The sequence below is a fragment of the Kitasatospora sp. NPDC004723 genome, from assembly GCF_040609255.1.
GTDB lineage: Bacteria > Actinomycetota > Actinomycetes > Streptomycetales > Streptomycetaceae > Kitasatospora.
Genome location: NZ_JBEXJT010000010.1, coordinates 131323 through 151999, shown reverse-complemented (window position 1 = coordinate 151999; position 20677 = coordinate 131323). Strand labels below are relative to the sequence as shown.

21 protein-coding genes and 1 riboswitch are annotated in these 20677 nt (G+C 71.6%); of the genes, 13 read left to right on the top strand and 8 right to left on the bottom strand.

The window, feature by feature from the left end:
* Nucleotides 1-37: 37 nt before the first annotated feature.
* From ABZW10_RS14200 to ABZW10_RS14190, 3 genes are all read left to right on the top strand, one after another.
* A complete protein-coding gene (locus ABZW10_RS14200) occupies nucleotides 38-988 on the top strand; it encodes an amino acid ABC transporter permease (protein ID WP_355363960.1) in 951 nt (316 codons plus the stop codon).
* Nucleotides 985-1785, top strand: coding sequence for an amino acid ABC transporter ATP-binding protein (locus ABZW10_RS14195; RefSeq protein ID WP_355363957.1), 801 nt, complete (start codon nucleotides 985-987; stop codon nucleotides 1783-1785). The genes ABZW10_RS14200 and ABZW10_RS14195 overlap by 4 nt, the downstream gene beginning before the upstream one ends.
* 122 nt (nucleotides 1786-1907) lie before the next feature.
* Complete coding sequence (locus tag ABZW10_RS14190) at nucleotides 1908-2495, top strand: CGNR zinc finger domain-containing protein (protein WP_355363954.1); 588 nt, start codon at nucleotides 1908-1910, stop codon at nucleotides 2493-2495.
* On the opposite strand, the gene sodX is transcribed toward ABZW10_RS14190, so the two are convergent.
* Nucleotides 2492-2950 (bottom strand): nickel-type superoxide dismutase maturation protease, encoded by a 459-nt coding sequence (sodX, locus tag ABZW10_RS14185; RefSeq protein WP_355363951.1) that lies wholly within the window; start codon nucleotides 2948-2950, stop codon nucleotides 2492-2494. The two genes, ABZW10_RS14190 and sodX, sit on opposite strands and share 4 nt — an antisense overlap.
* Before the next feature lie 197 nt (nucleotides 2951-3147).
* On the opposite strand from sodX, the gene sodN reads away from it, so the two are divergent.
* The 8 genes from sodN to ABZW10_RS14145 all read left to right on the top strand — a co-directional run bounded on the left by sodN (nucleotide 3148) and on the right by ABZW10_RS14145 (nucleotide 9733).
* Nucleotides 3148-3543 carry a superoxide dismutase, Ni gene (gene sodN / locus ABZW10_RS14180; RefSeq protein ID WP_355363948.1) on the top strand — a complete coding sequence of 132 codons (396 nt, stop codon included), beginning with the start codon at nucleotides 3148-3150 and terminating at the stop codon, nucleotides 3541-3543.
* A 130-nt stretch (nucleotides 3544-3673) separates the two neighbouring features.
* A riboswitch (cobalamin riboswitch) is annotated at nucleotides 3674-3748 on the top strand.
* 187 nt (nucleotides 3749-3935) lie between these two features.
* Complete coding sequence (locus tag ABZW10_RS14175) at nucleotides 3936-4952, top strand: iron ABC transporter permease (RefSeq protein WP_355364047.1); 1017 nt, start codon at nucleotides 3936-3938, stop codon at nucleotides 4950-4952.
* A gap of 44 nt (nucleotides 4953-4996) precedes the next feature.
* Nucleotides 4997-5767, top strand: coding sequence for an ABC transporter ATP-binding protein (locus ABZW10_RS14170; RefSeq protein ID WP_355364044.1), 771 nt, complete (start codon nucleotides 4997-4999; stop codon nucleotides 5765-5767).
* Nucleotides 5768-5809: 42 nt separating this feature from the next.
* Nucleotides 5810-6805: an ABC transporter substrate-binding protein gene (locus ABZW10_RS14165; RefSeq protein ID WP_355363945.1), complete on the top strand. Its 996-nt coding sequence runs from the start codon at nucleotides 5810-5812 to the stop codon at nucleotides 6803-6805.
* A 104-nt stretch (nucleotides 6806-6909) separates the two neighbouring features.
* Nucleotides 6910-7293 (top strand): nuclear transport factor 2 family protein, encoded by a 384-nt coding sequence (locus ABZW10_RS14160; protein ID WP_355363942.1) that lies wholly within the window; start codon nucleotides 6910-6912, stop codon nucleotides 7291-7293.
* A gap of 9 nt (nucleotides 7294-7302) precedes the next feature.
* The gene (locus ABZW10_RS14155; RefSeq protein ID WP_355363939.1) at nucleotides 7303-7779 is read left to right on the top strand and encodes a GNAT family N-acetyltransferase; all 477 of its coding nucleotides are present in this window, start codon (nucleotides 7303-7305) and stop codon (nucleotides 7777-7779) included.
* Between the two features lie 278 nt (nucleotides 7780-8057).
* Nucleotides 8058-8468 carry an anti-sigma regulatory factor gene (locus ABZW10_RS14150; protein ID WP_355363936.1) on the top strand — a complete coding sequence of 137 codons (411 nt, stop codon included), beginning with the start codon at nucleotides 8058-8060 and terminating at the stop codon, nucleotides 8466-8468.
* A gap of 164 nt (nucleotides 8469-8632) precedes the next feature.
* A complete protein-coding gene (locus ABZW10_RS14145) occupies nucleotides 8633-9733 on the top strand; it encodes an RNA polymerase sigma factor SigF (protein ID WP_355363933.1) in 1101 nt (366 codons plus the stop codon).
* An 80-nt stretch (nucleotides 9734-9813) separates the two neighbouring features.
* Here ABZW10_RS14145 and ABZW10_RS14140 read toward each other — a convergent pair whose 3' ends face one another.
* Nucleotides 9814-10242 (bottom strand): hypothetical protein, encoded by a 429-nt coding sequence (locus ABZW10_RS14140; RefSeq protein ID WP_355363930.1) that lies wholly within the window; start codon nucleotides 10240-10242, stop codon nucleotides 9814-9816.
* Between the two features lie 50 nt (nucleotides 10243-10292).
* Here ABZW10_RS14140 and ABZW10_RS14135 point away from each other — a divergent pair, with 50 nt between their 5' ends.
* Entirely contained in the window at nucleotides 10293-11264 is a 972-nt protein-coding gene (locus tag ABZW10_RS14135; RefSeq protein WP_355363927.1) for a diacylglycerol kinase family protein, read from the top strand.
* A 369-nt stretch (nucleotides 11265-11633) separates the two neighbouring features.
* A complete protein-coding gene (locus tag ABZW10_RS14130; protein ID WP_014138019.1) occupies nucleotides 11634-11885 on the top strand; it encodes a WhiB family transcriptional regulator in 252 nt (83 codons plus the stop codon).
* Nucleotides 11886-12283: 398 nt separating this feature from the next.
* Here the strand turns inward: ABZW10_RS14130 and ABZW10_RS14125 are convergent, their stop codons facing one another.
* From ABZW10_RS14125 to ABZW10_RS14100, 6 genes are all read right to left on the bottom strand, one after another.
* Nucleotides 12284-13804 carry a PAS domain-containing sensor histidine kinase gene (locus ABZW10_RS14125; RefSeq protein ID WP_355363924.1) on the bottom strand — a complete coding sequence of 507 codons (1521 nt, stop codon included), beginning with the start codon at nucleotides 13802-13804 and terminating at the stop codon, nucleotides 12284-12286.
* Between the two features lie 417 nt (nucleotides 13805-14221).
* The gene (locus ABZW10_RS14120) at nucleotides 14222-15274 is read right to left on the bottom strand and encodes an SIS domain-containing protein (protein WP_355363921.1); all 1053 of its coding nucleotides are present in this window, start codon (nucleotides 15272-15274) and stop codon (nucleotides 14222-14224) included.
* Between the two features lie 236 nt (nucleotides 15275-15510).
* Nucleotides 15511-16824 carry an extracellular solute-binding protein gene (locus ABZW10_RS14115; RefSeq protein ID WP_355363918.1) on the bottom strand — a complete coding sequence of 438 codons (1314 nt, stop codon included), beginning with the start codon at nucleotides 16822-16824 and terminating at the stop codon, nucleotides 15511-15513.
* 427 nt (nucleotides 16825-17251) lie between these two features.
* Complete coding sequence (locus ABZW10_RS14110) at nucleotides 17252-18805, bottom strand: glycoside hydrolase family 3 protein (protein WP_355363915.1); 1554 nt, start codon at nucleotides 18803-18805, stop codon at nucleotides 17252-17254.
* A 6-nt stretch (nucleotides 18806-18811) separates the two neighbouring features.
* Complete coding sequence (locus ABZW10_RS14105; protein ID WP_355363912.1) at nucleotides 18812-19639, bottom strand: carbohydrate ABC transporter permease; 828 nt, start codon at nucleotides 19637-19639, stop codon at nucleotides 18812-18814.
* A complete protein-coding gene (locus ABZW10_RS14100) occupies nucleotides 19636-20607 on the bottom strand; it encodes a sugar ABC transporter permease (RefSeq protein WP_355363909.1) in 972 nt (323 codons plus the stop codon). Before ABZW10_RS14100 ends, ABZW10_RS14105 begins: the two co-directional genes overlap by 4 nt.
* Nucleotides 20608-20677: the final 70 nt, after the last annotated feature.

The following is a 20677-nucleotide window of genomic DNA, read 5'->3' as shown; positions in this document are numbered from 1 at the left end:
CTGAGGCCCCAAGGTGAATTCTTCCGAGCAGGGGGCGGTGAAATCGGGACGGCCTGAGACCATCAAGGCCGTCCCGGTGCGCCACCCCGGACGCTGGGCCGGAGCCGCCGTCATCGCCGTTCTCGCGGCGATGCTGCTCCACGCCCTGATCTTCAACCCCGCGTTCCAGTGGGACGTCGTCACGGACACGCTGCAGAACGAGCAGATCCTGCACGGCATCGGCGTGACCCTGGAGCTGACCGTCCTGTCCATGCTGATGGGCGTGGCCGGCGGCGTGCTCCTCGCGATCATGCGGCTCTCGCCGAACCCGCTGCTGTCGGGGACGGCCTGGTTCTACATCTGGATCTTCCGCGGCACCCCCGTCCTGGTGCAGCTGGTGTTCTGGAACTTCCTGGGCGCCCTGTGGCCGAGGCTCTCGCTCGGCATCCCGTTCGGGCCGGAGTTCTGGTCCGAGTCGACCAACACCCTGATCCCCACCTTCACCGCCGCCCTGCTCGGCCTCGGCCTCAACGAGGCGGCGTACATGGCGGAGATCGTCCGCGGCGGCATCCAGTCGGTGGACGAGGGCCAGACCGAGGCCGCCCACGCGCTGGGCATGAGCCGCGCGGCGGCGCTGCGCCGGATCGTGCTCCCGCAGGCGATGCGGGTCATCATCCCGCCGACCGGCAACGAGACCATCTCGATGCTGAAGACCACCTCGCTGGTCCAGGTCATCTCGCTGTCCGAGCTGTTCACCGCCGGCCACGACATCTACTCGCGGACCTTCCAGACCATCCCGGTGCTGGTCGCGGTCAGCATCTACTACCTGATCATGACCTCGATCCTCACGGTGGGGCAGTACTACATCGAGCGGCACTACGCTCGTGGTGCGAACCGGACCCTGCCACCCACGCCGCTCCAGCGGCTGCGGCTGCTGTTCGGCGGCCGGCCCGCCCCGAAGGCCAAGAACGACGTGGTCCCCGGACTCGAGGGAGGCGGCCACGTATGACCGACCTGACCAAGACCCCCGCCGACGCCGCCGCCGGCACCCCCATGGTGAAGGCCGAGGGCGTCCACAAGTCCTACGGCCAGGTCGAGGTGCTCAAGGGCATCGACCTGGAGGTCCGGCAGAACGAGGTGTTCTGCCTGGTCGGCCCGTCCGGCTCCGGCAAGTCGACCTTCCTGCGCTGCATCAACCACCTGGAGAAGATCAACGGCGGCCGCCTCTGGGTGGACGGCGAGCTGGTCGGCTACCGGCAGCGCGGCGACAAGCTCTACGAGCTCAAGGACCGCGAGGTCGCGCTCAAGCGGCGGGACATCGGCATGGTGTTCCAGCGCTTCAACCTCTTCCCGCACATGACCGCGGTGGAGAACGTCATGGAGGCGCCGGTCCAGGTCAAGCGCGAGTCCAAGGCCGCGGCCAGGGAGAACGCCATGGCCCTGCTGGAGCGGGTCGGCCTGGCCGCCAAGGCCGGGAACTACCCGTCCCAGCTCTCCGGCGGCCAGCAGCAGCGGGTGGCCATAGCGCGGGCGCTCGCCATGAAGCCCAAGCTGATGCTCTTCGACGAGCCGACCTCGGCGCTCGACCCCGAGCTGGTCGGCGAGGTGCTCGACGTCATGCGCGGGCTCGCCGACGAGGGGATGACCATGATCGTGGTCACCCATGAGATGGGCTTCGCCCGCGAGGTCGGCGACGCGCTGGTCTTCATGGACGGCGGCGTGGTCGTCGAGTCCGGCAACCCCCGCGAGGTGCTCACCGACCCGAAGCACGAGCGCACCCGCGCCTTCCTCTCCAAGGTGCTCTGAGCGCACCGCCCCCGCGGCGCCCGGCAGGCAGGTCCCGCCGGGCGCCGCCGCTTTCCCGCTTTCCCCCTTCGGGTAATAGGCTGGAGGCGATCAGCCCGTTACCAACCTCTGGAAGGACCACCGTGGAGCTCGCCTCGTACGCCGATCTGGCCGTCCGGCTGGTGAACACCGAGGAGCCCGAGCGCGGCACCGACTCGCTGACCTCGGTGGACGCGGTGCGCGGGCTGTTCTCCGACGCCGCCCGGGCCCGCGACCTCGCCGACGAGTCCGACCTGCCCCGGCTGCGGGCCGTCCGCACCCGGCTGCGCGGGGTCTTCGAGGCCGCCGCCGACGGCGAGGAGATCCGCAGCGTCGACCTGCTGAACAGCCTGCTGATGGAGTTCCCGGTCAGCCCGCTGGTCTCCGGGCACGACCACCTGGACGAGGCCGGCCGGCCCCGCTGGCACCTGCACCTCGCCGACAACTCCCCCACCGCCACCGCCCACTTCAGCGCCGTCGCCTGCATGGGCCTGGCCGTCCACCTGACCGAGCTGGGCGCCGACCGGCTCGGCATCTGCCAGGCCGCGCCCTGCCGCAACGCCTACCTGGACACCTCCACCAACCGGTCCCGCCGGTACTGCTCGGACCGCTGCGCGACCCGCGCCAACGTCGCCGCCTACCGCGCCCGCAAACGCCTGGAGGCCGCCGCGGCGGCCGCGGACGCGTCCTAGGAGCCGGGCAGTTCCTCCGGGCGGACCCAGACGCCGAGGCGGCGGGCCAGCCCGGGGATCCGGGCCAGCGGGCCGGAGAGCAGCAGCCGCTCCAGCCGGCGGCCGGGGGCCAGCCAGGCCGGGCGCGGGCGCAGCCGCAACAGCACCCGGCCGAGCACCAGTTCGTCCGGCACCGCGCCGTAGCTGCGGCTGTCGCTGTCCACCGGCCGGTTGTCGGAGAGCAGCCACCAGCCCTTGGGCCGCCGGCCGTCGGCCCGCTTGACCACCAGCAGGTTCTGCTGGAACGGGTGGCGGAAGACCACCACCGCGCCGGGCCGGATCCGTGCGCCGTACCGCACCAGCAGCTGATCACCGTCACGCAGGGTCGGCACCATCGAGTCCCCCGCCACGTCGATCAGCCCGAACGGCGCGCCGCCCGCCGGGGGTCCGTCCTCCGGTTCCGCGCTCCGTGCCACGACTCCTCCTCCCGGCCGGCGTCCCGCCGAGTCCCGCTGTCGCACACCAGTCTGCCGCACGGACCGTCACCCGCCGATGTCCGGATTCACCCGGTTCCGGCTCCGTCTTTTGCCCTAGGCCCGCCGCCCGACCGAGAAACCACAGGGGCCGAAGGGTAATCTCGGGCCCGGGAAGACGATCTAAGGAAGGACTCCCCATGCTCTCTCGTCTGTTTGCACCGCGCGCCACCGCCCACGCCCACTGCGACCTGCCCTGCGGCGTCTACGACCCGGCCCAGGCCCGCATCGAGGCCGAGTCCGTCAAGGCCACCCAGGAGAAGTACCAGGCCAACGAGGACCCGCACTTCCGCGCCCGCGCCATCATCATCAAGGAGCAGCGCGCCGAGACCGTCAAGCACCACATCTCGGTGCTGTGGAGCGACTACTTCAAGGCCCCGCACTTCGAGAAGTACCCGCAGCTGCACCAGCTGATCAACGACACCCTGAAGGCCGCCTCGGCCGCCAAGGCGTCCACCGACCCGGCCACCGGCCAGGCGCTGCTCGACCTCATCGCCGAGGTCGACAAGATCTTCTGGGAGACCAAGCAGGGCTGATCCCGCCCGCTCCGTCTCCGACCGCCCCCGTCCGCACCCCGGACGGGGGCGGTCGCGCGTTGTGAACGGCCTCACTGCGCCGGTAAGGGTTGCCTGCCCTGAGCGCTTGTTATGCTGCCAGGGCGTCCAGAGGGGGAAGCCGGTGCGAATCCGGCGCTGACCCGCAACGGTAAACGGTGCCCCGTGCCCGTGAGCCCGATCGCCCGAGGACGCCGACCTCCCGACAACTCGCCGTGGACTGCGAGGGGATGGCGCCCCGGCACACCCGCGCCCGGGCGCGCCGCCCCGCGCCGTCCGCGGCCGGACGCAAGGCGCACCACGTGAGCAGCACCGCGACCGCACCGGCCACCGCCGCCGCCCCACCGGGCCCGCGCCGAACACCCGCGGTCCCGCTGGCCGCCGCCCTCGCCGTGGCACTGCTGCTCTCGCTGGTCTGCGCGGTCGCCGTGGGCTCCTCCGGACTCGGCTGGGGCCAGGTCCTGCGGCTGCTGCGGGCCGGGCTGACGGGCGGGCGGCTGGAGGCCGACGAGGCCGCCGCCTACGCGATCGTCTGGGAGATCCGGCTGCCGCGCGCCGTGCTGGCCGCCGTGGTCGGCGCCGGACTCGCCGCCACCGGGGTCGCCGTCCAGGCGATGGTCCGCAACGCGCTCGCCGACCCGTTCGTGCTCGGCATCTCCTCCGGTGCCTCGGTCGGCGCCAACGCCGTGCTGATGCTGGGCGCCTTCGCCTCGCTCGGCGTCTGGGCGATCTCCGTCTCCGCCTTCGCCGCCGCCCTGCTCGCCATGGTGCTGGTCTACCTGACGGCCCGTAGCGCCCACGGGCTCACCCCGCTGCGGCTGGTGCTCACCGGCACCGCGATGTCCTACGGCTTCTCCGCGGTGACGGCGCTGATGGTCTTCGCCGCCGCCCGCGGCGAGGCCGCCCGCTCCGCCATGATGTGGCTGCTCGGCAGCCTCGGCGGCGCCACCTGGGGCTCGGTGCCGATCGCCGCCGTCACCGTGCTGGCCGGGCTGGCCTATCTGGCCTGCGCCGCCGGGCGGTTGGACGCGCTGGCGATGGGCGACGAGACGGCCGCCTCGCTCGGCGTGGACCCGGACCGGCTGCGCCGCGAGCTGTTCGTGGTCACCGCGGCCGTCACCGGCACCGTGGTCGCGGTCAGCGGGGCGATCGGCTTCGTCGGACTGATGATCCCGCACCTGACGCGGATGCTGGTCGGCGCCGGCCACCGCCGGGTGCTGCTGATCGCCCCGCTCGCCGGGGCGCTGCTGCTGGTCTGGGTGGACATCGTCTCCCGCACCCTGCTGGCGCCCGCCGAGCTGCCGGTCGGCGTGGTCACCGCGGCCGTCGGGGTGCCGTGCTTCCTGCTGCTGATGCGCCGCCGCGGCTACTCCTTCGGCGGTGGCCGATGAGCACCGCCACCTCCGCCGCCGGCGCCGCCACCGGCCCCGCCGCCCTGGACCTCGCCGTCGAGCGGGTCTCGGTCGAGCTGGCCGGCGTCCGGCTGGTCCACGACGTCACGCTGACCGCCGCCGCCGGCCAGGTGGTCGGCCTGATCGGCCCCAACGGCAGCGGCAAGTCCACCCTGCTGCGCTGTGTCTACCGGGCGCTGCGGCCCGCCGCCGGCGCCGTCCTGCTGGGCGGGGACGACCTGCACGCGCTGGCCCCGCGCGAGGCCGCCCGGCGGGTGGCGGCGCTGCCGCAGGAGCACTCCGCCGAGTTCGACTTCACCGTGGCCGAGGTGGTCGGCATGGGCCGGCTGCCGCACCGGCGCGGCGCCCTGGCCGGGCCGTCCGGCGACGACGGGGACCGCTGCGCCGGGGCGCTGCGCCGGGTCGGCGCCGCCCACCTGGCCGCCCGGGGCTTCCTGAGCCTGTCCGGCGGCGAGAAGCAGCGGGTGCTGATCGCCCGCGCGCTGGTCCAGGAGCCCCGGGTGCTGGTCCTCGACGAGCCCACCAACCACCTGGACATCGCCCACCAGCTGGAGGTGCTGGCGCTGGTCCGGGAGGCCGGGCCGACGGTGCTCACCGCGCTGCACGACCTCAATCTGGCCGCCGGGCACTGCGACCTGCTGTACGTGGTCGTGGACGGCCGGATCGTCGCCTCCGGGCCGCCCGCCGAGGTGCTCGAACCCGGCCTGCTGGCCGAGGTGTTCAAAGTCCGCGCGACGCCCGTGCGGCACCCGGTCACCGGCGCCGTCCAGCTGCTCCTCGACCGCCTGCCCTGACCGCTCCCCGCCCTCCCCCGACCCGCCCTACCGAGGAACCCCATGCGCACCAAGGCCGTTGCCTCCGCCGCCCTGCTCGCCCTCGTGCTCACCGGCTGCGGCGCCGAGATCGCCCCGAGCGGCGACGGCGCCACCGCCTCCGCCCACTACCCGGTGACCGTCAGCAACTGCGGCACCGAGCTCACCTTCAAGGAGAAGCCGGCCCGCACGGTGACCAACGACGTCGGCATCACCGAGCTGATGTTCGCGCTCGGCCTGGAGGACCGGATGGCCGGCTACGTGATGCCGGACGACAAGGGCCAGGTGGACAAGGTCGCCTGGAAGGACGCCTACCAGCGGGCCGAGTGGCTCTCCAAGGACCAGATCACCAAGGAGACCGTCCTGGAGGCCAGGGCCGACCTGGTCTTCGCCGGCTGGCACTACGGCTTCGACGAGGGGAAGGGCTTCACCCCGCAGACGCTGTCCGGCCTGGGCATCGGCTCCTACGTGCTCACCGAGTCCTGCCGCAGCGGCAAGGGCACCGAGCGCGGGGTGATGGGCCCGCTCGACGCGCTGTACACCGACCTCGTCAACCTGGGCGAGATCTTCGACGTCCGGGACCGGGCCGACCGGCTGGTCGCCGACTTCAAGGCGCGGATCGCCGCCGTCCCCGAGCCCGCGCACCGCCCCGACGTCTTCCTGTACGACAGCGGCGAGGACAAGCCGTACACCTCGGGCCGGTTCGCCGCCCCGCAGGAGATCATCGCCAGGGCCGGCGGCCGCAACGTGATGGACGACGTCGCCGACTCCTGGATCACGGTGGGCTGGGAGAGCGTGGTCCAGCGCGCCCCCGAGGTGATCGTGATCAGCAACTACGGCACCCCGGACGCCGAGGCCAAGCGGAAGTTCCTGAAGTCCTTCCCGCCGCTGGCCGGCGTCCCGGCGGTCCGCAACGACCGGATCTTCGTGCTCGACTACGTCGACCTGGTCGAGAGCCCGCGCAACCCGGCCGCGATCACCGCCCTGGCGGAGTACCTGCGGACCGTCCCGGCCCGCTGAGCCGGGGCCGTCCGCACCGCCGCCGTCCGGCCCGCCTCCGGCCGGTTCCGACGGGCGTACGCTCAACAGTACGAGCCGACGGAACCGACCGGAGGAGCGAGAACATGACCACCATGGCCGCACCGTCCGCCTTCGACGTCCGGGCCCTTCGCGAGGGCATCGAACGCGCCGACGCCGGAGCCCTGCTGGCGCTCTACGCGGACGACGCCGAACTGCGCGTGGTCGACCGCAAGACCCAGCCCAGCCACCCGCTGGTGATGCACGGGCGGGACGAGATCGGCGCGATGCTGGACGACCTCTACGCCCGTGAGACGAGCCACACCCTGGAACAGGTGGTGGTCCAGGAGGACCGCCTCGCCTTCCTGGAGTCCTGCCGCTACCCGGACGGGGTCCGGGTGCTGGTCAGCTCCACCGCCGAGCTGCGCGACGGCCGGATCACCGACCAGACCTCCGTCCAGGTCTGGGACGAGAACGAACCCGCCCAGTAGGCTCGGAGCATGATCCGCACCGCCCTCCCCTCCGACGTCCCCGTCATCCACGCCATGATCCGCGAGCTCGCGGAGTACGAGAAGGCCGCCCACGAGGCGGTCGCCACCGAGGAGCAGCTGCACGGCGCGCTGTTCGGCACCGACCCCGCGCTGTTCGGCCTGATCGCCGAGGACGACACCACCGGCGAGCCGGTCGGCTTCGCGCTCTGGTTCCTCAACTACTCGACCTGGCGCGGCACCCACGGGGTCTACCTGGAGGACCTCTACGTCCGCCCGGCCTCCCGCGGCGGCGGCCACGGCAAGGCGCTGCTGCTGGAGCTGGCCCGGATCGCCGTCGAGCGCGGCTACTCCCGGATGGAGTGGTCGGTGCTGGACTGGAACACCCCCTCGATCAACTTCTACAAGTCGCTCGGCGCCGTGCCGATGGACGGCTGGACCGTCTACCGCCTGACCGGGGACGCGCTCACCGCCGCCGGCACCCGCTGAGACCGGCGCGCGGACGGCGTGCGCCGGAGGCGTACGGGGACGGCGTTCGAACCACTGCCACCCTGTGTCGCGATGCCTTACCATGAGTGACTCCCGCACCGGGGCAGGAACGCGGTAACGTCTCGGGCGGACGGCGGCGTCCGGCCGCCCCCTGAGGGGTATGACCGGAACGTACCGCACCACCCCTCTGGACAGTTGGGGCGAAGCAGTTGAGCCAAGCAACAGACAGTGCCGCGGCCACCGGCCCGGAAGCACAGCGCGTCACCCAGGAGGTGAGGGTGTCCCAGATCGACGGCGAGCCCGGAGTGCAGGACTTCGTGGAGGTCCGGCTGCCCGCGGCCGGGGCCTACCTCTCGGTCCTGCGGACGGCCACGGCCGGCCTCGCGGCCCGGCTGGACTTCACGCTGGACGAGATCGAGGACCTGCGCATCGCGGTCGACGAGGCCTGCGCCATCCTCCTCCAGCAGGCCGTCCCCGGCTCGGTCCTCTCCTGCGAGTTCCGACTGGTCGGCGACTCCCTGAAGGTGATCGTCTCGGCACCCACCACCGACGGGCGGGCGCCCGAGCGGGACACCTTCGCCTGGACGGTGCTCTCCGCGCTCGCCGGCGAGGTCGAATCGGCGGTCGCCGAGGACAAGACCGTGTCGATCAGCCTGCACAAGAAGCGCGGCGGCAGCACCGCCCACTAGGTCCGCCGCGGCAGCGCGGCAGCAGCACCGAACAAGGGCCGTCCGCCCGGCACCACCGGGCCGGACGGACGGCTCCCGGTACCGCCCCCACCCGGCGGTACGACCAACGAGACGAACCGGGGCCGGCGGTCCCGGTGCTCCCGGAACGGAACGGGGGAATGGCCGTGAGTGATCTGGACCGTACCGGCCTCGCGACGGCGGGCCCTGCCGTACCGACCCAGGCGAGCGTTCCCGGCCTCGCCGCCAACGACGAAGCGCACCCGAAGGACGCCCACCGGATGAGCCAGCCGACCGAGCCGACGCCGCAGCCGTCGCCCGATCAGTCGCCCCCGCCCGTGCCTCCGGCCGCGGACCTCCCGGACACCGGCCGCCCGCACGACGGGCCGGACGGCGACGGCCTGGACACCGAGCCGGACGCCGAGGGCGCCGACGACGCCACCGAGAACACCGCCGAGGCGGCACGGACCCTGCGCGCGGCGGTGCCCTCCCAGGGCCCGCAGCGCACCGGCGCGCCGGACCGCGAGGCGGCCCGGGCCCTGTTCGTCCGGCTCTCCGCGCTGCCCGAGGGCTCCCCGGAGCGCGTCGAGCTGCGCAACCAGCTGGTGCGGATGCACATCCCGCTGGTCGAGCACCTGGCCCGGCGGTTCCGCAACCGGGGCGAGCCGCTGGACGACCTGACCCAGGTCGCCACCATCGGGCTGATCAAGTCGGTGGACCGGTTCGACCACGAGCGCGGGGTGGAGTTCTCCACCTACGCGACGCCGACCATCGTCGGCGAGATCAAGCGGCACTTCCGGGACAAGGGCTGGGCGGTCCGGGTGCCGCGCCGGCTCCAGGAGCTGCGGCTGTCGCTGACCACGGCGACCAGCGAGCTCTCCCAGCGGCACGGCCGCTCCCCCACGGTGCACGAGCTGGCCGAGCACCTGGGGATCTCCGAGGAGGACGTCCTGGAGGGCCTGGAGTCCGCCAACGCGTACTCCACGCTGTCGCTGGACGTGCCGGACAGCGACGACGAGTCGCCGGCCGTCGCGGACACCCTGGGTGCCACCGACGAGGCGCTGGAGGGCGTCGAGTACCGCGAGTCGCTCAAGCCGCTGCTGGCCCAACTGCCGCCCCGCGAGCAGAAGATCCTGGTGCTGCGGTTCTTCCGGAACATGACGCAGTCGCAGATCGCCGCCGAGGTGGGCATCTCGCAGATGCACGTCTCCCGGCTGCTCGCCCGGACCCTGGCGCAGCTGCGGGAGAAGCTCCTGGTCGAGGAGTAGGAGCCCGCAGACGACTGACGGCCGCTCAGTGGCGGCCGTCGGGTCGTACGGATGCGGTGGCAGGCGGCGGTCCGCCGCGCTCAGGCCTCGTGCGGAGCGTAGAGGGCCGCCGTCGCCTTCGGGCTGAGCAGCGCGCCGATGCCGACCAGGCCGAGCAGGCCGATGCCCACGCCGACCGCGACCATCGCCCCGCCGCTCTGCCACATGTAGTAGGCCACCGGCAGGCAGATCGAGTTGGTCAGCACCGCGGGGCTGCGGCCCCAGCGGCGGGTCCTGAGCAGCGCCCGGGCGGCCAGCAGCGGCGCCACGCCGAGCAGGACGATCACCAGCCCGCCGAACTCGTTCAGGGCGAGCTGCTTGGACTGGCCGGACAGCGCGGCGACCATGTCCCAGACGCCGACGACGGCCAGCGCGGCGCCCTCCACGGCGGTGATGGCGGCGCCCAGGGTGAGGGCGGCCGGCCGGTCGGCGCCGGACGCGGGTACGGGTGCGGAGGATTCTGCGGTCACTCCAGCAGGGTAGCCGCCGGTTGGTCCGTACCGCCCCGTAGGCTGGGCCCATGCGCGCTCTCCTGGTCGTCAATCCGAAAGCGACCACCACCAGCGGTCGCACCAGGGACGTCCTGATCCACGCCCTGCGCAGCGACCTCAAGCTGGAGGTGGCGCAGACCGAGTACCGCGGCCACGCGCGCGACCTGGCCCGGGAGGCGGCGGAGGACGGCACGGTCGACCTGGTGGTGGCGCTGGGCGGGGACGGCACCGTCAACGAGGTGGTCAACGGGCTGCTCTCGCACGGCCCGGGCGACAAGGTCCCGCGGCTGGCCGTGGTCCCCGGCGGCTCGACCAATGTGTTCGCCCGCGCGCTGGGCCTGCCGAACGACCCGGTGGAGGCGACCGGCGCGCTGCTGGACGCGCTGGAGCACCGGCGCGAGCGCGGGATCGGGCTCGGCAAGGCGATGACCGAGGGACTGCCGGACCGCTGGTTCACCTTCACCGCCGGTCTGGGCTTCGACGCCGGAGTGGTCGGCCGGGTCGAGGAGCAGCGCCGGGCGGGGCGCAGGTCCACGCACGCGCTCTACGTCACCCAGGCGCTGCGCCACTTCGTCACCCAGCGTGAACAGCGCAGGTCGGGCCCGGTCTCGCTGACGATGGCGGGCCGTGAGCCGGTGCCCGGCCTGGTGCTGGCGATAGTCAGCAACACCTCGCCGTGGACGTTCCTGGGCAACCGCCCCGTCTATCCCTCCCCGCGCGCCTCCTTCGACTCGGATCTCGACGTCTTCGGCATCACCCGGATGACCGCGTTCGGCACTGCTCGAACGGTCCGTCAGATCCTGCGGTCGCACGGCCCTTCGAGCGACGGCGGCGCCGGGTCCGGCCCTTCCGGCAAGCACGTCGTCTCCTATCACGACGTCCGCCACTTCACCTTGGTTTCGGAGGAACCGGTCCCGTTCCAGGTCGACGGGGACCACCTTGGATCCAGGAGTCGCGTCAGTTTCACAGGCGTACGGCGGGCACTGCGTGTGATTGTGTGACTAGAAGGGCCATTCCTCCTTCTTCTCGAACGCACAAGCCCCCTTCACTCCATAGAAGTACCGGCTGTGAGCTAGGCGACACCGAAGAATCCAAAATTCCTCCCTGAAGGGGGTTGTATCCGGGCCCGAGGTTTGCGAACCTCTACATGGCGATCGGGACACATCGCAGCGACGGCAACCCTCGAAACCTGGGGGGCCGACCGCGGGGTGTCCCTCGAATCGCGCGAATCCCCCCCAGCACAGACCTCCCGGGCCCGATGGGCCTTTGGTCTCTTTTGCTGTTGCGGGATTCGTGAAAGCGTTCACATTCACAAGGACCATCGATGTGCCGACCGGGCAACCCCCGCCGGCAGGAGGAGTTGGACGACCATGGACTGGCGCCACCGCGCTGTCTGCCGCGAAGAGGACCCGGAGCTGTTCTTCCCGATCGGGAACACCGGTCCTGCTCTGCTGCAGATCGAGGAAGCCAAGGCCGTGTGCCGCCGCTGTCCGGTCATGGAGCAGTGCCTCCAGTGGGCCCTCGAGACCGGCCAGGACGCCGGCGTCTGGGGCGGCATGAGCGAGGACGAGCGCCGCGCCATGAAGCGCCGTGCCGCCCGCAACCGCGCCCGCACCGCCTGATCACACGCCGTAGTACCAGCAGTAACCACAGCACCGATCAACACATGATCACAGGCTTCCCCTGCACCTCCTGGTGAAGCCTTCCGTACAAAGGGCCTTGCTCGACGAGGTCCCGCGACACCGGCCCGCCCAGCCACTTGATACTGTTCACTTAGAGCAATATTGTGGAGCTGTGGCGCTCACCGTGTGCAACGCACCGGTTGGTGTCGCACCACCCAGAGCCCCCGTTCCGGCCGACTCCCCCCGACGGCCGGAACGGGTTGAGAGGCCCTGTCGACCCACCCCCCCCCGGTCGACAGGGCCTCGTTTCTGTTTCCCGGCCGGATTCTCCCCCCGTGCGGCGGAGATGAAGGAGCACGCGACCGGCGCCCGTACCGGACGCGCGCCCCCTGCGCACCTCAGCGCACCGGGATCTCCAGGACCACCTTGGTGCCGCCGTTCGGGCCGGCCACCATGTCGAAGGTGCCGCCGAGCTCCCCGGTGGCCAGGGTCCGCACGATCTGCAGCCCGAGGTTGCCCGCCTGCTGCGGGTCGAAGCCCTCCGGCATGCCCTTGCCGTCGTCCTGCACCGTGATCAGCAGGTACTCCTCCGGCCGGGCCCCACCGGTCCAGCTGTCCGACCAGCCCATGCCGGTGGCCGGCGCCCGTCCGCGCAGCGCGCTCACCTCCAGGTTGCCGGAGGCGGTCGGGCCGAAGGCGTGCTCCAGCGCGTTCTGCAGCAGCTCGGTCAGCACCATCGCCAGCGGGGTGGCCACCTCGGCCGACAGGATCCCGAAGCTGCCGCTGCGCCGGGTCGCCACCCGGCCGTCCTGGGACAGCTCCATCACCATGGCCAGCACCCGGTCGGCGATCTCGTCGAAGGCCACCTGCTCGTCCAGCGCCTGGGAGAGCGTCTCGTGCACGATCGCGATCGAGCCGACCCGGCGCACCGCCTCGTCCAGGGCGGCGCGGCCGGATTCCGACTCCATCCGGCGGGACTGCAGGCGCAGCAGCGCGGCGACGGTCTGCAGGTTGTTCTTCACCCGGTGGTGGATCTCCCGGATGGTGGCGTCCTTGGTCATCAGCTCGCGGTCGCGCCGGCGCAGCTCGGTGACGTCGCGGCAGAGCACCAGGGACCCGGTCAGGGTGCCCTTGGGCTTGAGCGGGATGGCCCGCAGGGTGACCACGCCGCCCTGGGCCTCGATCTCGGTCTGCCGGGGGGCCCAGCCGCTGGCCAGCTTCACCAGGGCCTCGTGCACGGCGGCCCGGGAGGGCGGGGCGAGGTCGGCGGTGGCCCGGCCGAGGTGGCTGCCGACCAGGTCGGTGGTGAGGCCGAGCCGGTGGTAGGCGGAGAGCGCGTTGGGACTGGCGTAGGTGACGATGCCGTCGGCGTCCAGGCGGATGAGGCCGTCGCCGACCCGCGGCGCGGCGTCCATGTCGGCCTGCTCGACGCCGGGGTAGGGGAAGGTGCCGGCGGCGATCATCTGGGCGAGGTCGGAGGCGCTCTGCAGGTAGGTGAGTTCCAGCCGGCTGGGGGTGCGCACGGTCAGCAGGTTGGTGTTGCGGGCGATCACGCCGAGCACCTTGCCCTCGCGCCGCACCGGGATGGACTCGACCCGGACCGGCACCTCCTCGCGCCACTCCGGGTCGCCCTCGCGCACGATCCGCCCCTCGTCGTAGGCGGCGTCCAGCAGCGGGCGCCGGCCGCGCGGGACGAGGTGGCCGACCATGTCGTCCTGGTAGGAGGTGGGGCCGGTGTTGGGGCGCATCTGGGCCACCGAGACGTACCGGATGCCGTCCCAGGTGGGGATCCAGAGCACGAGGTCGGCGAAGGACAGGTCGGAGAGCAGCTGCCACTCCGAGACCAGCATGTGCAGCCACTCCACATCGGCACCGGTCAGGGTGGTGTGGCGGCGGACGAGTTCGTTCAGCGAGGGCACAGGGCGAGCGTAGCCCCAGGGGGGGCGCGGCCGGGCCCCGCGCACCCCGGCGACCTGCGCCGCTGGGCTCTCCCCCAGGTTGTCCAGACCAATTTTCGGAGAGGCCTGGACAAGCCAGATTGGTCTAGTCCACAATGAAAGGGCACCAAGGAGAGGCACCCGCGCAACTGCCCTGACCGCGTGAGTCCCCTCCTCGGTCGGACGCCGCCGAACGAGGACCCCGCACAGTTCTCGATCGTCACCGGCGACCGACGACAGCTCCGGGCTGCGGTGCCGCATGGGTTGAGGGTCCCGTGTCGGCGCCGTGGCCCGTAGTGTTTTCCGGACTGCTTCCCGCGCCCCGCCGAGGGGCCGGAAAAGCCCGAGCCCCCGTCCACAGGCTGTGGACGGGGGCTCGGGCTTTTCGGCGGACCCGCGTCAGTGGGTCTCGGTGACCTTGGCGAGCGCGCGCGGGGCGTCCGGGTCCTGGCCGCGGGCGATGGTGACCTCGTAGGCCAGCAGCTGCAGCGGCAGGATCTCCAGGATCGGCTGCACCTCCTCGGGCACGCCGGCCGGCAGCGCGAAGCCCGCCGAGGCGGCCTCGACCTGCGGCTGCTGGCCGACCACGACCAGGTCGGCGCCACGGCCGCGCAGGCGGTCCAGGACCGGCTGCAGGGCCTCGCCGCCCTTGCCGTCCGGGACGATCGCGATGACCGGGGAGACGTTGTCGACCATGGCCAGCGGGCCGTGCAGCAGGTCGGCGCCGGAGAACGGGGAGGCCGGGATGTAGGTGGTCTCCATCAGCTTCAGCGCCGCCTCGCGGGCGGTCGGGTAGCCGTAGCCGCGCGAGGTGATGACCAGGCGCTGGGCGAAGCGGTAGCGCTCGGCCAGCGCCTTGACCTCGTCCTGGCGGGCCAGGATGCCGGCGGCCAGCTCGGGCAGGGCCTTGGCGGCCGTGCCGTCGCCACCGCGCAGGCCCTCGATGAGCAGGTACAGCGCGAGCAGCTCGGCGGTGTAGGTCTTGGTGGCGGGCAGCGCCTTCTCCGGCCCGGCCAGCACGTCGATGTGGAACTCGGAGACCTCGGCCAGCGGCGAGCCGGCGTTGTTGGTGACCGCCAGGGTGATGGCACCGGCCTCGCGGGCCGCCTTGGTGGAGGCGACGAGGTCCGGCGAGCCGCCCGACTGGCTGACGGTGATCACCAGCACGTCGGTCAGGTCCGGCTTGGCACCGTAGGCGGTGGTGGTGGACATCGAGGTCAGGCCGGCCGGCTTGCCCAGCAGGATCTCGATCAGGTACTTGGCGTACAGCGCAGCGTTGTCCGAGGTACCGCGCGCGGTCAGGAGGACGAACCGCGGCTTGCGGGCGGTGATCCGGGACGCGATCTCGAAGATCTTGGGGGCGCCCTCGTCAAGGATGCGCTGCAGGACGGCCGGCTGCTCGGCCATCTCCGCCGCCATGATCCGGCCAGGGACGGTCTGCGTGTCGGACATCGTGGGTGTGCCTCCGATGAGATGGTTCCACCCCGACCGGACGGGAATGCCCGGCGGGGACCTCTACGGCGGCGAGTCCGCACACTCGCTGCGATGAATGCTGCCGCAATCCTACGGGGGCCGCCCGCCCGGAGCACATCCGAGGAGGCGGTCACGGCAGGTCGCGGCGGTCCGGCGTGCGCGGAGCCCCTCCCGGCGGTGCGGGGAGGGGCTCCGGCGTCCGGGGCGGCGGCGGCTCAGCCCGCCTTGTTGATGAGCTGGTCGATGGCGGCGTCCGCCTCCTTGGTGGCCTGGTCCACCGGCTTGCCCTTGAGGATGGCGGTCAGCATGTCGGGCAGGATCTTCTGCTTCTCCACCAGGCCCCAGCCGGGGGCCAGCGGGGTGAACCAGGCGTCCGGCACCGCGTTGGCCGCGGCGGCGGTGCTCGGCTTGTTCTTCAGCGGGTTCAGCTGGGTGAGGTTGTTGGGCAGGATGTCCTTGTCGGCCAGCGCCTGCTCGGACTTGGCGCTGGTGAACATCCGGACCCAGTCGGTGGCCAGGGCCGCCGTGGGCGACTTGGCCGTGACGGCGAGGGCCGAGCCGCCGATGAAGGTCGGCAGCGGCTTGCCGCCCGGGCCGGGCATGGTGGCGACCTTGACCGCGTCCTTGAGGCTCGGGTCACCGGTGACCGGCGCGACGACGCTGGACGCCTCGTAGCCGTTGCCGTAGAAGGACGCCGCGTGGCCGCGGGCCATCGCCTCGTACTGGTTCTGCTCGTTGAGCGACTGGTCGCCCTTGTTGTACTTGCGCACCAGGTCGACGAAGTGGTTGATGCCCTGCTGGGACTTGGGGTCGCTCAGGGTGCCGTGCCAGCTGCCGGCGCTGTCGAAGCGGGCGATGCTCCCGCCGTACGCGGACACGTAGCTCATCGCCGCGTACCAGTACTGGCCGGGCAGGTAGAGCGGGGAGAAGGTCCGGTCGGCCTTGTTCCGGTCCGCGATCCTGTCGAGCGCCGCACGCAGCTCGTCCTCGGTCTTCGGGAAGTCGGCACTGCCGGTGGCCTGCTGGAAGGCCGCCGAGTTGTAGATCGCGACCCGGGCGCCCGCGTAGTAGGGCACGCACCAGAGCTTGTCCTGGTAGGTGCAGGTGTTGGCGAGCGCCTTGATCCAGGTGTCGGAGTTGTCGAAGGTGGTGCGCTCCACCGGCGCCAGCGCGCCGGAGAGCACGTACTTCATGGTCTCGGTGTTGCCGAGCTCGACCACGTCCGGGGCGGCGCCGTCGGCGATCGCCTTGTCGAGCTTGGCCACCTTGTCGGCCCAGCCCTGGTAGGCGAGCTTGAGGGTCACGTTCGGGTACTTGGCGGCGAAGTCGTCGTTGACCCGCTGGACGAGGTCGGGCCAGTTCTTCTGGGCGTCGTCCATCAGCCAGACCGTGACGGTGCCGGTCGCGGCCTGCGGGTCCGCCGAGGCGGTCTTGTCGCCGCCCGACGCCGAGCCGCCCGAGGAACACGCCGTCAGTCCGGCGGCCAGCGCCATGATGCCGACCGTCGCCATGAACCGACGCTTTCTCACGCCATCCTCCGAGGGTGTTTTAGTGCTGGTGCCCGCCGGCGGCGCGCCGGCGCCCGACGGGACGGTGTCCGGGGAGGGCGGCGAAGAGCTTAGGGATGGGCCAATACCACATCCGGCCCAATTGAAATTCGAACCGGATGGACTGGACTCTGGCCTAGACCACTGTTGGTGTCAACGCCAAATGGCCTGGCGGTCAAGGCCGTTGCAGACCTGTTGTACCGCGTGGCGATCAGTCGCGCGACGGTCACCCTAGGTAGAACTTAAGGCTGCCTTAAGGGTGATTTGAGGGAACATCGTCAGATCGCGAAGTCGCAGGTCACGGGGTGTCGAACGACCGAAAACGGAACGGGCCCACCATGCGACATGCGCATGGCGGGCCCGTTCCGGCAGGTGCCCTCGGCACCCGGTGTCACGGTCCGACGCGGACTCAGCCGATCGCCCCCGACTGGCCGGTGAGCACCTCGACGGCGGCCAGCCCACAGACCCGGGCCGCGCCGTGGGTGGCGATGTACAGCGCGCCGACCGGCTCGGACTGCGGCAGGCCCATCTCGACCACCGCGGCGTCCGGACGGGCCGCCAGCAGCCGGTTCAGCCCGGCCGACATCCACTCGTGGCGGTGGGCGTCGCGGACCGCCAGCACCAGGCGGCGGTCGGCGGCCCCGGCCAGCACCTCGGACACCACGGCGTCCAGCACCGCGGCCTCGGCGATCTCCGGGCCGATGGCGCGGGTGCGGGTGCCCGGGAAGCGGTCGGCCAGCATGCCGGCCACGCCCCACGGGGTGACGTCGCCGACGGCGATGTTCGGCTCGGCGGAGAACGAGGCCACGAACGGGCGCTCGGTCACCGGCAGGACCTCCCGGCCCGGCGCGCGGACCACCCGCAGCGCCCGGCGGGCCGCCCGCAGGCCGACCGCGAGGTCCGCCTCCGGCCGCTCGCCCTGGGCCGCGATCCGGGCCCAGCTGCCGAGCGAGCGCACCCGGGCGGCCGCGTCGGCGAGCCGCTCCTCCGGGAGCCGGCCGGACCGCACGCCCGCCACGATGGCGTCGCGCAGCATCAGCACGGTGTCCTCGTCGGCCAGGCCGCCGCCCACGCAGATCGCGTCCGCGCCGGCCGCCAGGGCAAGCACGGTGCCCTCGCCCATGCCGAAGGTGTCGGCGATGGCGCCCATCTCGATCGCGTCGCTGACGATCAGGCCCTGGTAGCCGAGGCCGCCCTGCTCGGGGGCCGCGCGCAGCAGGTCGCGCAGCACGGCGGGGCTGAGCGTGGCGGGCAGCTTGGGGTCGAGCGCCGGGACCATGATGTGGGCCGTCATCACGGCCTTGGTCCCGGCGGCGATCGCGGCCCGGAAGGGCACCAGGTCGCGCGAGCTCAGCACGTCCAGGTCGACGTCGATCACCGGCAGGCCGATGTGCGAGTCGACGGCGGTGTCGCCGTGGCCCGGGAAGTGCTTGGAGCAGGCCGCGACGCCGGCCGACTGCAGGCCCTCCACCCAGGCGGCGGTGTGCCGGGCGCACAGCTCCGGGTCGGCGCCGAAGGAGCGCACGCCGATGACCGGGTTGCGCGGGTTGGAGTTGACGTCCGCGGTCGGCGCCCAGTTGTAGTTGACGCCGGCGGCGGCCAGCGCGCGGCCCAGCTCACGGGCGACGTCGCGGGTCAGCGCGGGGTCGTCGATGGCGCCCAGGGCGAGGTTGCCCGGCCAGGACGAGCCGGAGCCCGCCTCCAGCCGGGTGACGTCACCGGACTCCTCGTCGATGGCGATCAGCAGGTCGGGGTTCTCGGCCCGCAGCGCGGAGGTGAGCGCGGACAGCTGGCCGAGGTCGGCCACGTTGCGGTCGAACAGGGCGACCGAGCCGAGGCCGGCCGCCAGGTGGCGGCGCAGCCACTCCGGCGGCTCGGTGCCGACGAAGCCGGGCTGCAGGACGGTCAGCGCGTCGCGATGGAGCTGGTCGGAGGCCGGGAGGGTGGGGACGAGGATGCTCACGGGGGATCAGCCCTTCACGGCGCCGTCGGTGAGGCCACCGACCGCCTTGCGCTGCAGGAAGACGAACAGGACCAGCACCGGGATGGCGAACATCGTGGACGCCGCCATGGTGGCACCCCAGTCGTTGCCGAAGGCCGTCTTGAAGGAGGACAGCCACAGCGGGAGGGTCTGACCCTGCTCCTTGTTGAGGATCAGGACGAGCGGGAACTCGTTCCACGCCGTGATGAAGCCGAACAGCGAGGTCGACATCAGACCGGGGGCCAGCAGCGGGAAGATCACCTTCACGAAGGCCTGGGTGCGGGTGCAGCCGTCCACCATGGCCGACTCCTCCAGCTCCTTGGGCACCGCGGCGATGAAGCTGCGCAGCGTCCAGATCGTGAAGGGCAGCACCATCATCATGTAGAAGAGGGTCAGCGGCACCAGGCTGTTCAGCAGCTCGTTGTCGCGCGAGATCATGTAGACCGCGATGGTCATGACCTCCCACGGCGCCATCTGCGCGGCCATCACGACCAGGACGAAGGCCTTGCGGCCGCGGAAGCGCATCCGGGCGATGGCGAAGGAGGCGAGCGTCGCGATCACCAGCGAGGCCAGCACGGCGCCGACGGTGACGGTGAAGCTGTTGGCGACGTACGTCCAGAAGTTCTTGGCGTTGACCGCGGTGACGTAGTGGTCGAGCGTCCCGTGGAACGGGATGAAGACCGGCGTCTTGCTGATGATGTCGCCGTCCTTCTTGAAGGACGTCGCGACCATCCAGTAGACGGGGAAGATGAAGAAGACGAAGAGGACGACCGCGATGACGTTCGGCCAGCTGCGTCCGATGAGCGAGCGCCTCACAGCTCGTCCTCCTGCTTGAGCATGATGCGGAAGTAGTACGCCATCAGGGCGACCAGCATCAGGATGGTGAGCACGGCGATCGCGGAGCCGACGCCGTAGTGCTGGCCCGAGGAGCCCTCCAGGAAGGCGTGCACGGGCAGGTTCCGGGTCAGGTTCTCGGGCCCGCCGGCGTTGATCGCGTAGACCTGGGTGAAGGCCTTGAACACCCAGATGACCTCGAGGAAGGTGGTCGCCAGGAAGAAGGGCTTCAGGCTGGGGAAGACCACCGAGCCGAAGATCTTGAAGGCGCCGGCGCCGTCCATCCGGGCGGCCTCGTACAGCTCCTTCGGGATCGTGGTCAGGCCCGCGTACATGTTGAACGCGACGAACGGGATCGACTGCCAGACGATCAGCAGGATGATCACGAAGTAGGTCGAGTACTGGTCGCTCATCCAGTTGTAGTCGGCCATCGAGTGCCAACCGAACTTGTCGAGGAACCAGTTGACGACGCCCCACTGCTGGTCGAACAGCCAGGTGTAGACGGTGGTCGCGGCGACCACCGGCATGGCCCAGGCCATCAGCAGCCCGACCGAGAGCACCAGGCGCATCCACTTGCCGAGGCGGTTGAGCAGCAGGCCGACCAGGGTGCCGCCGGCCATGATCAGCACGACGTTCACCAGGGTGAAGGCGACCGTGCGACCGGTGACCGCCCAGAAGTCCGGGTCGGTCAGCTGCTCCTTGTAGTTGTCGAAGCCGTTCCACTCGGTCAGGTGCATCACGAGCTGGCGCCTGTTGAGGTTCTGGAACGACAGCAGGACCGTCTTCAGGAGCGGCCAGCCCAGCAGGGCCAGCGTCGCCACGGTGGCCGGCAGCAGCAGCAGGTAGGGGGCGGCCTTGGCGCCGAAGCTCCGGCCGTCCGCCGATCTGGCACTCTTCTTCGGGGTGCCGTTGGCGCCGCCACCAACGGCGCTCGTCTCGATACTGGCCACAGCAGCCTTCCCTGAATCCGGAGACTGTGTGTGCACCCGCTCGGAATGCACAGCCATCGTTCTCACTTCC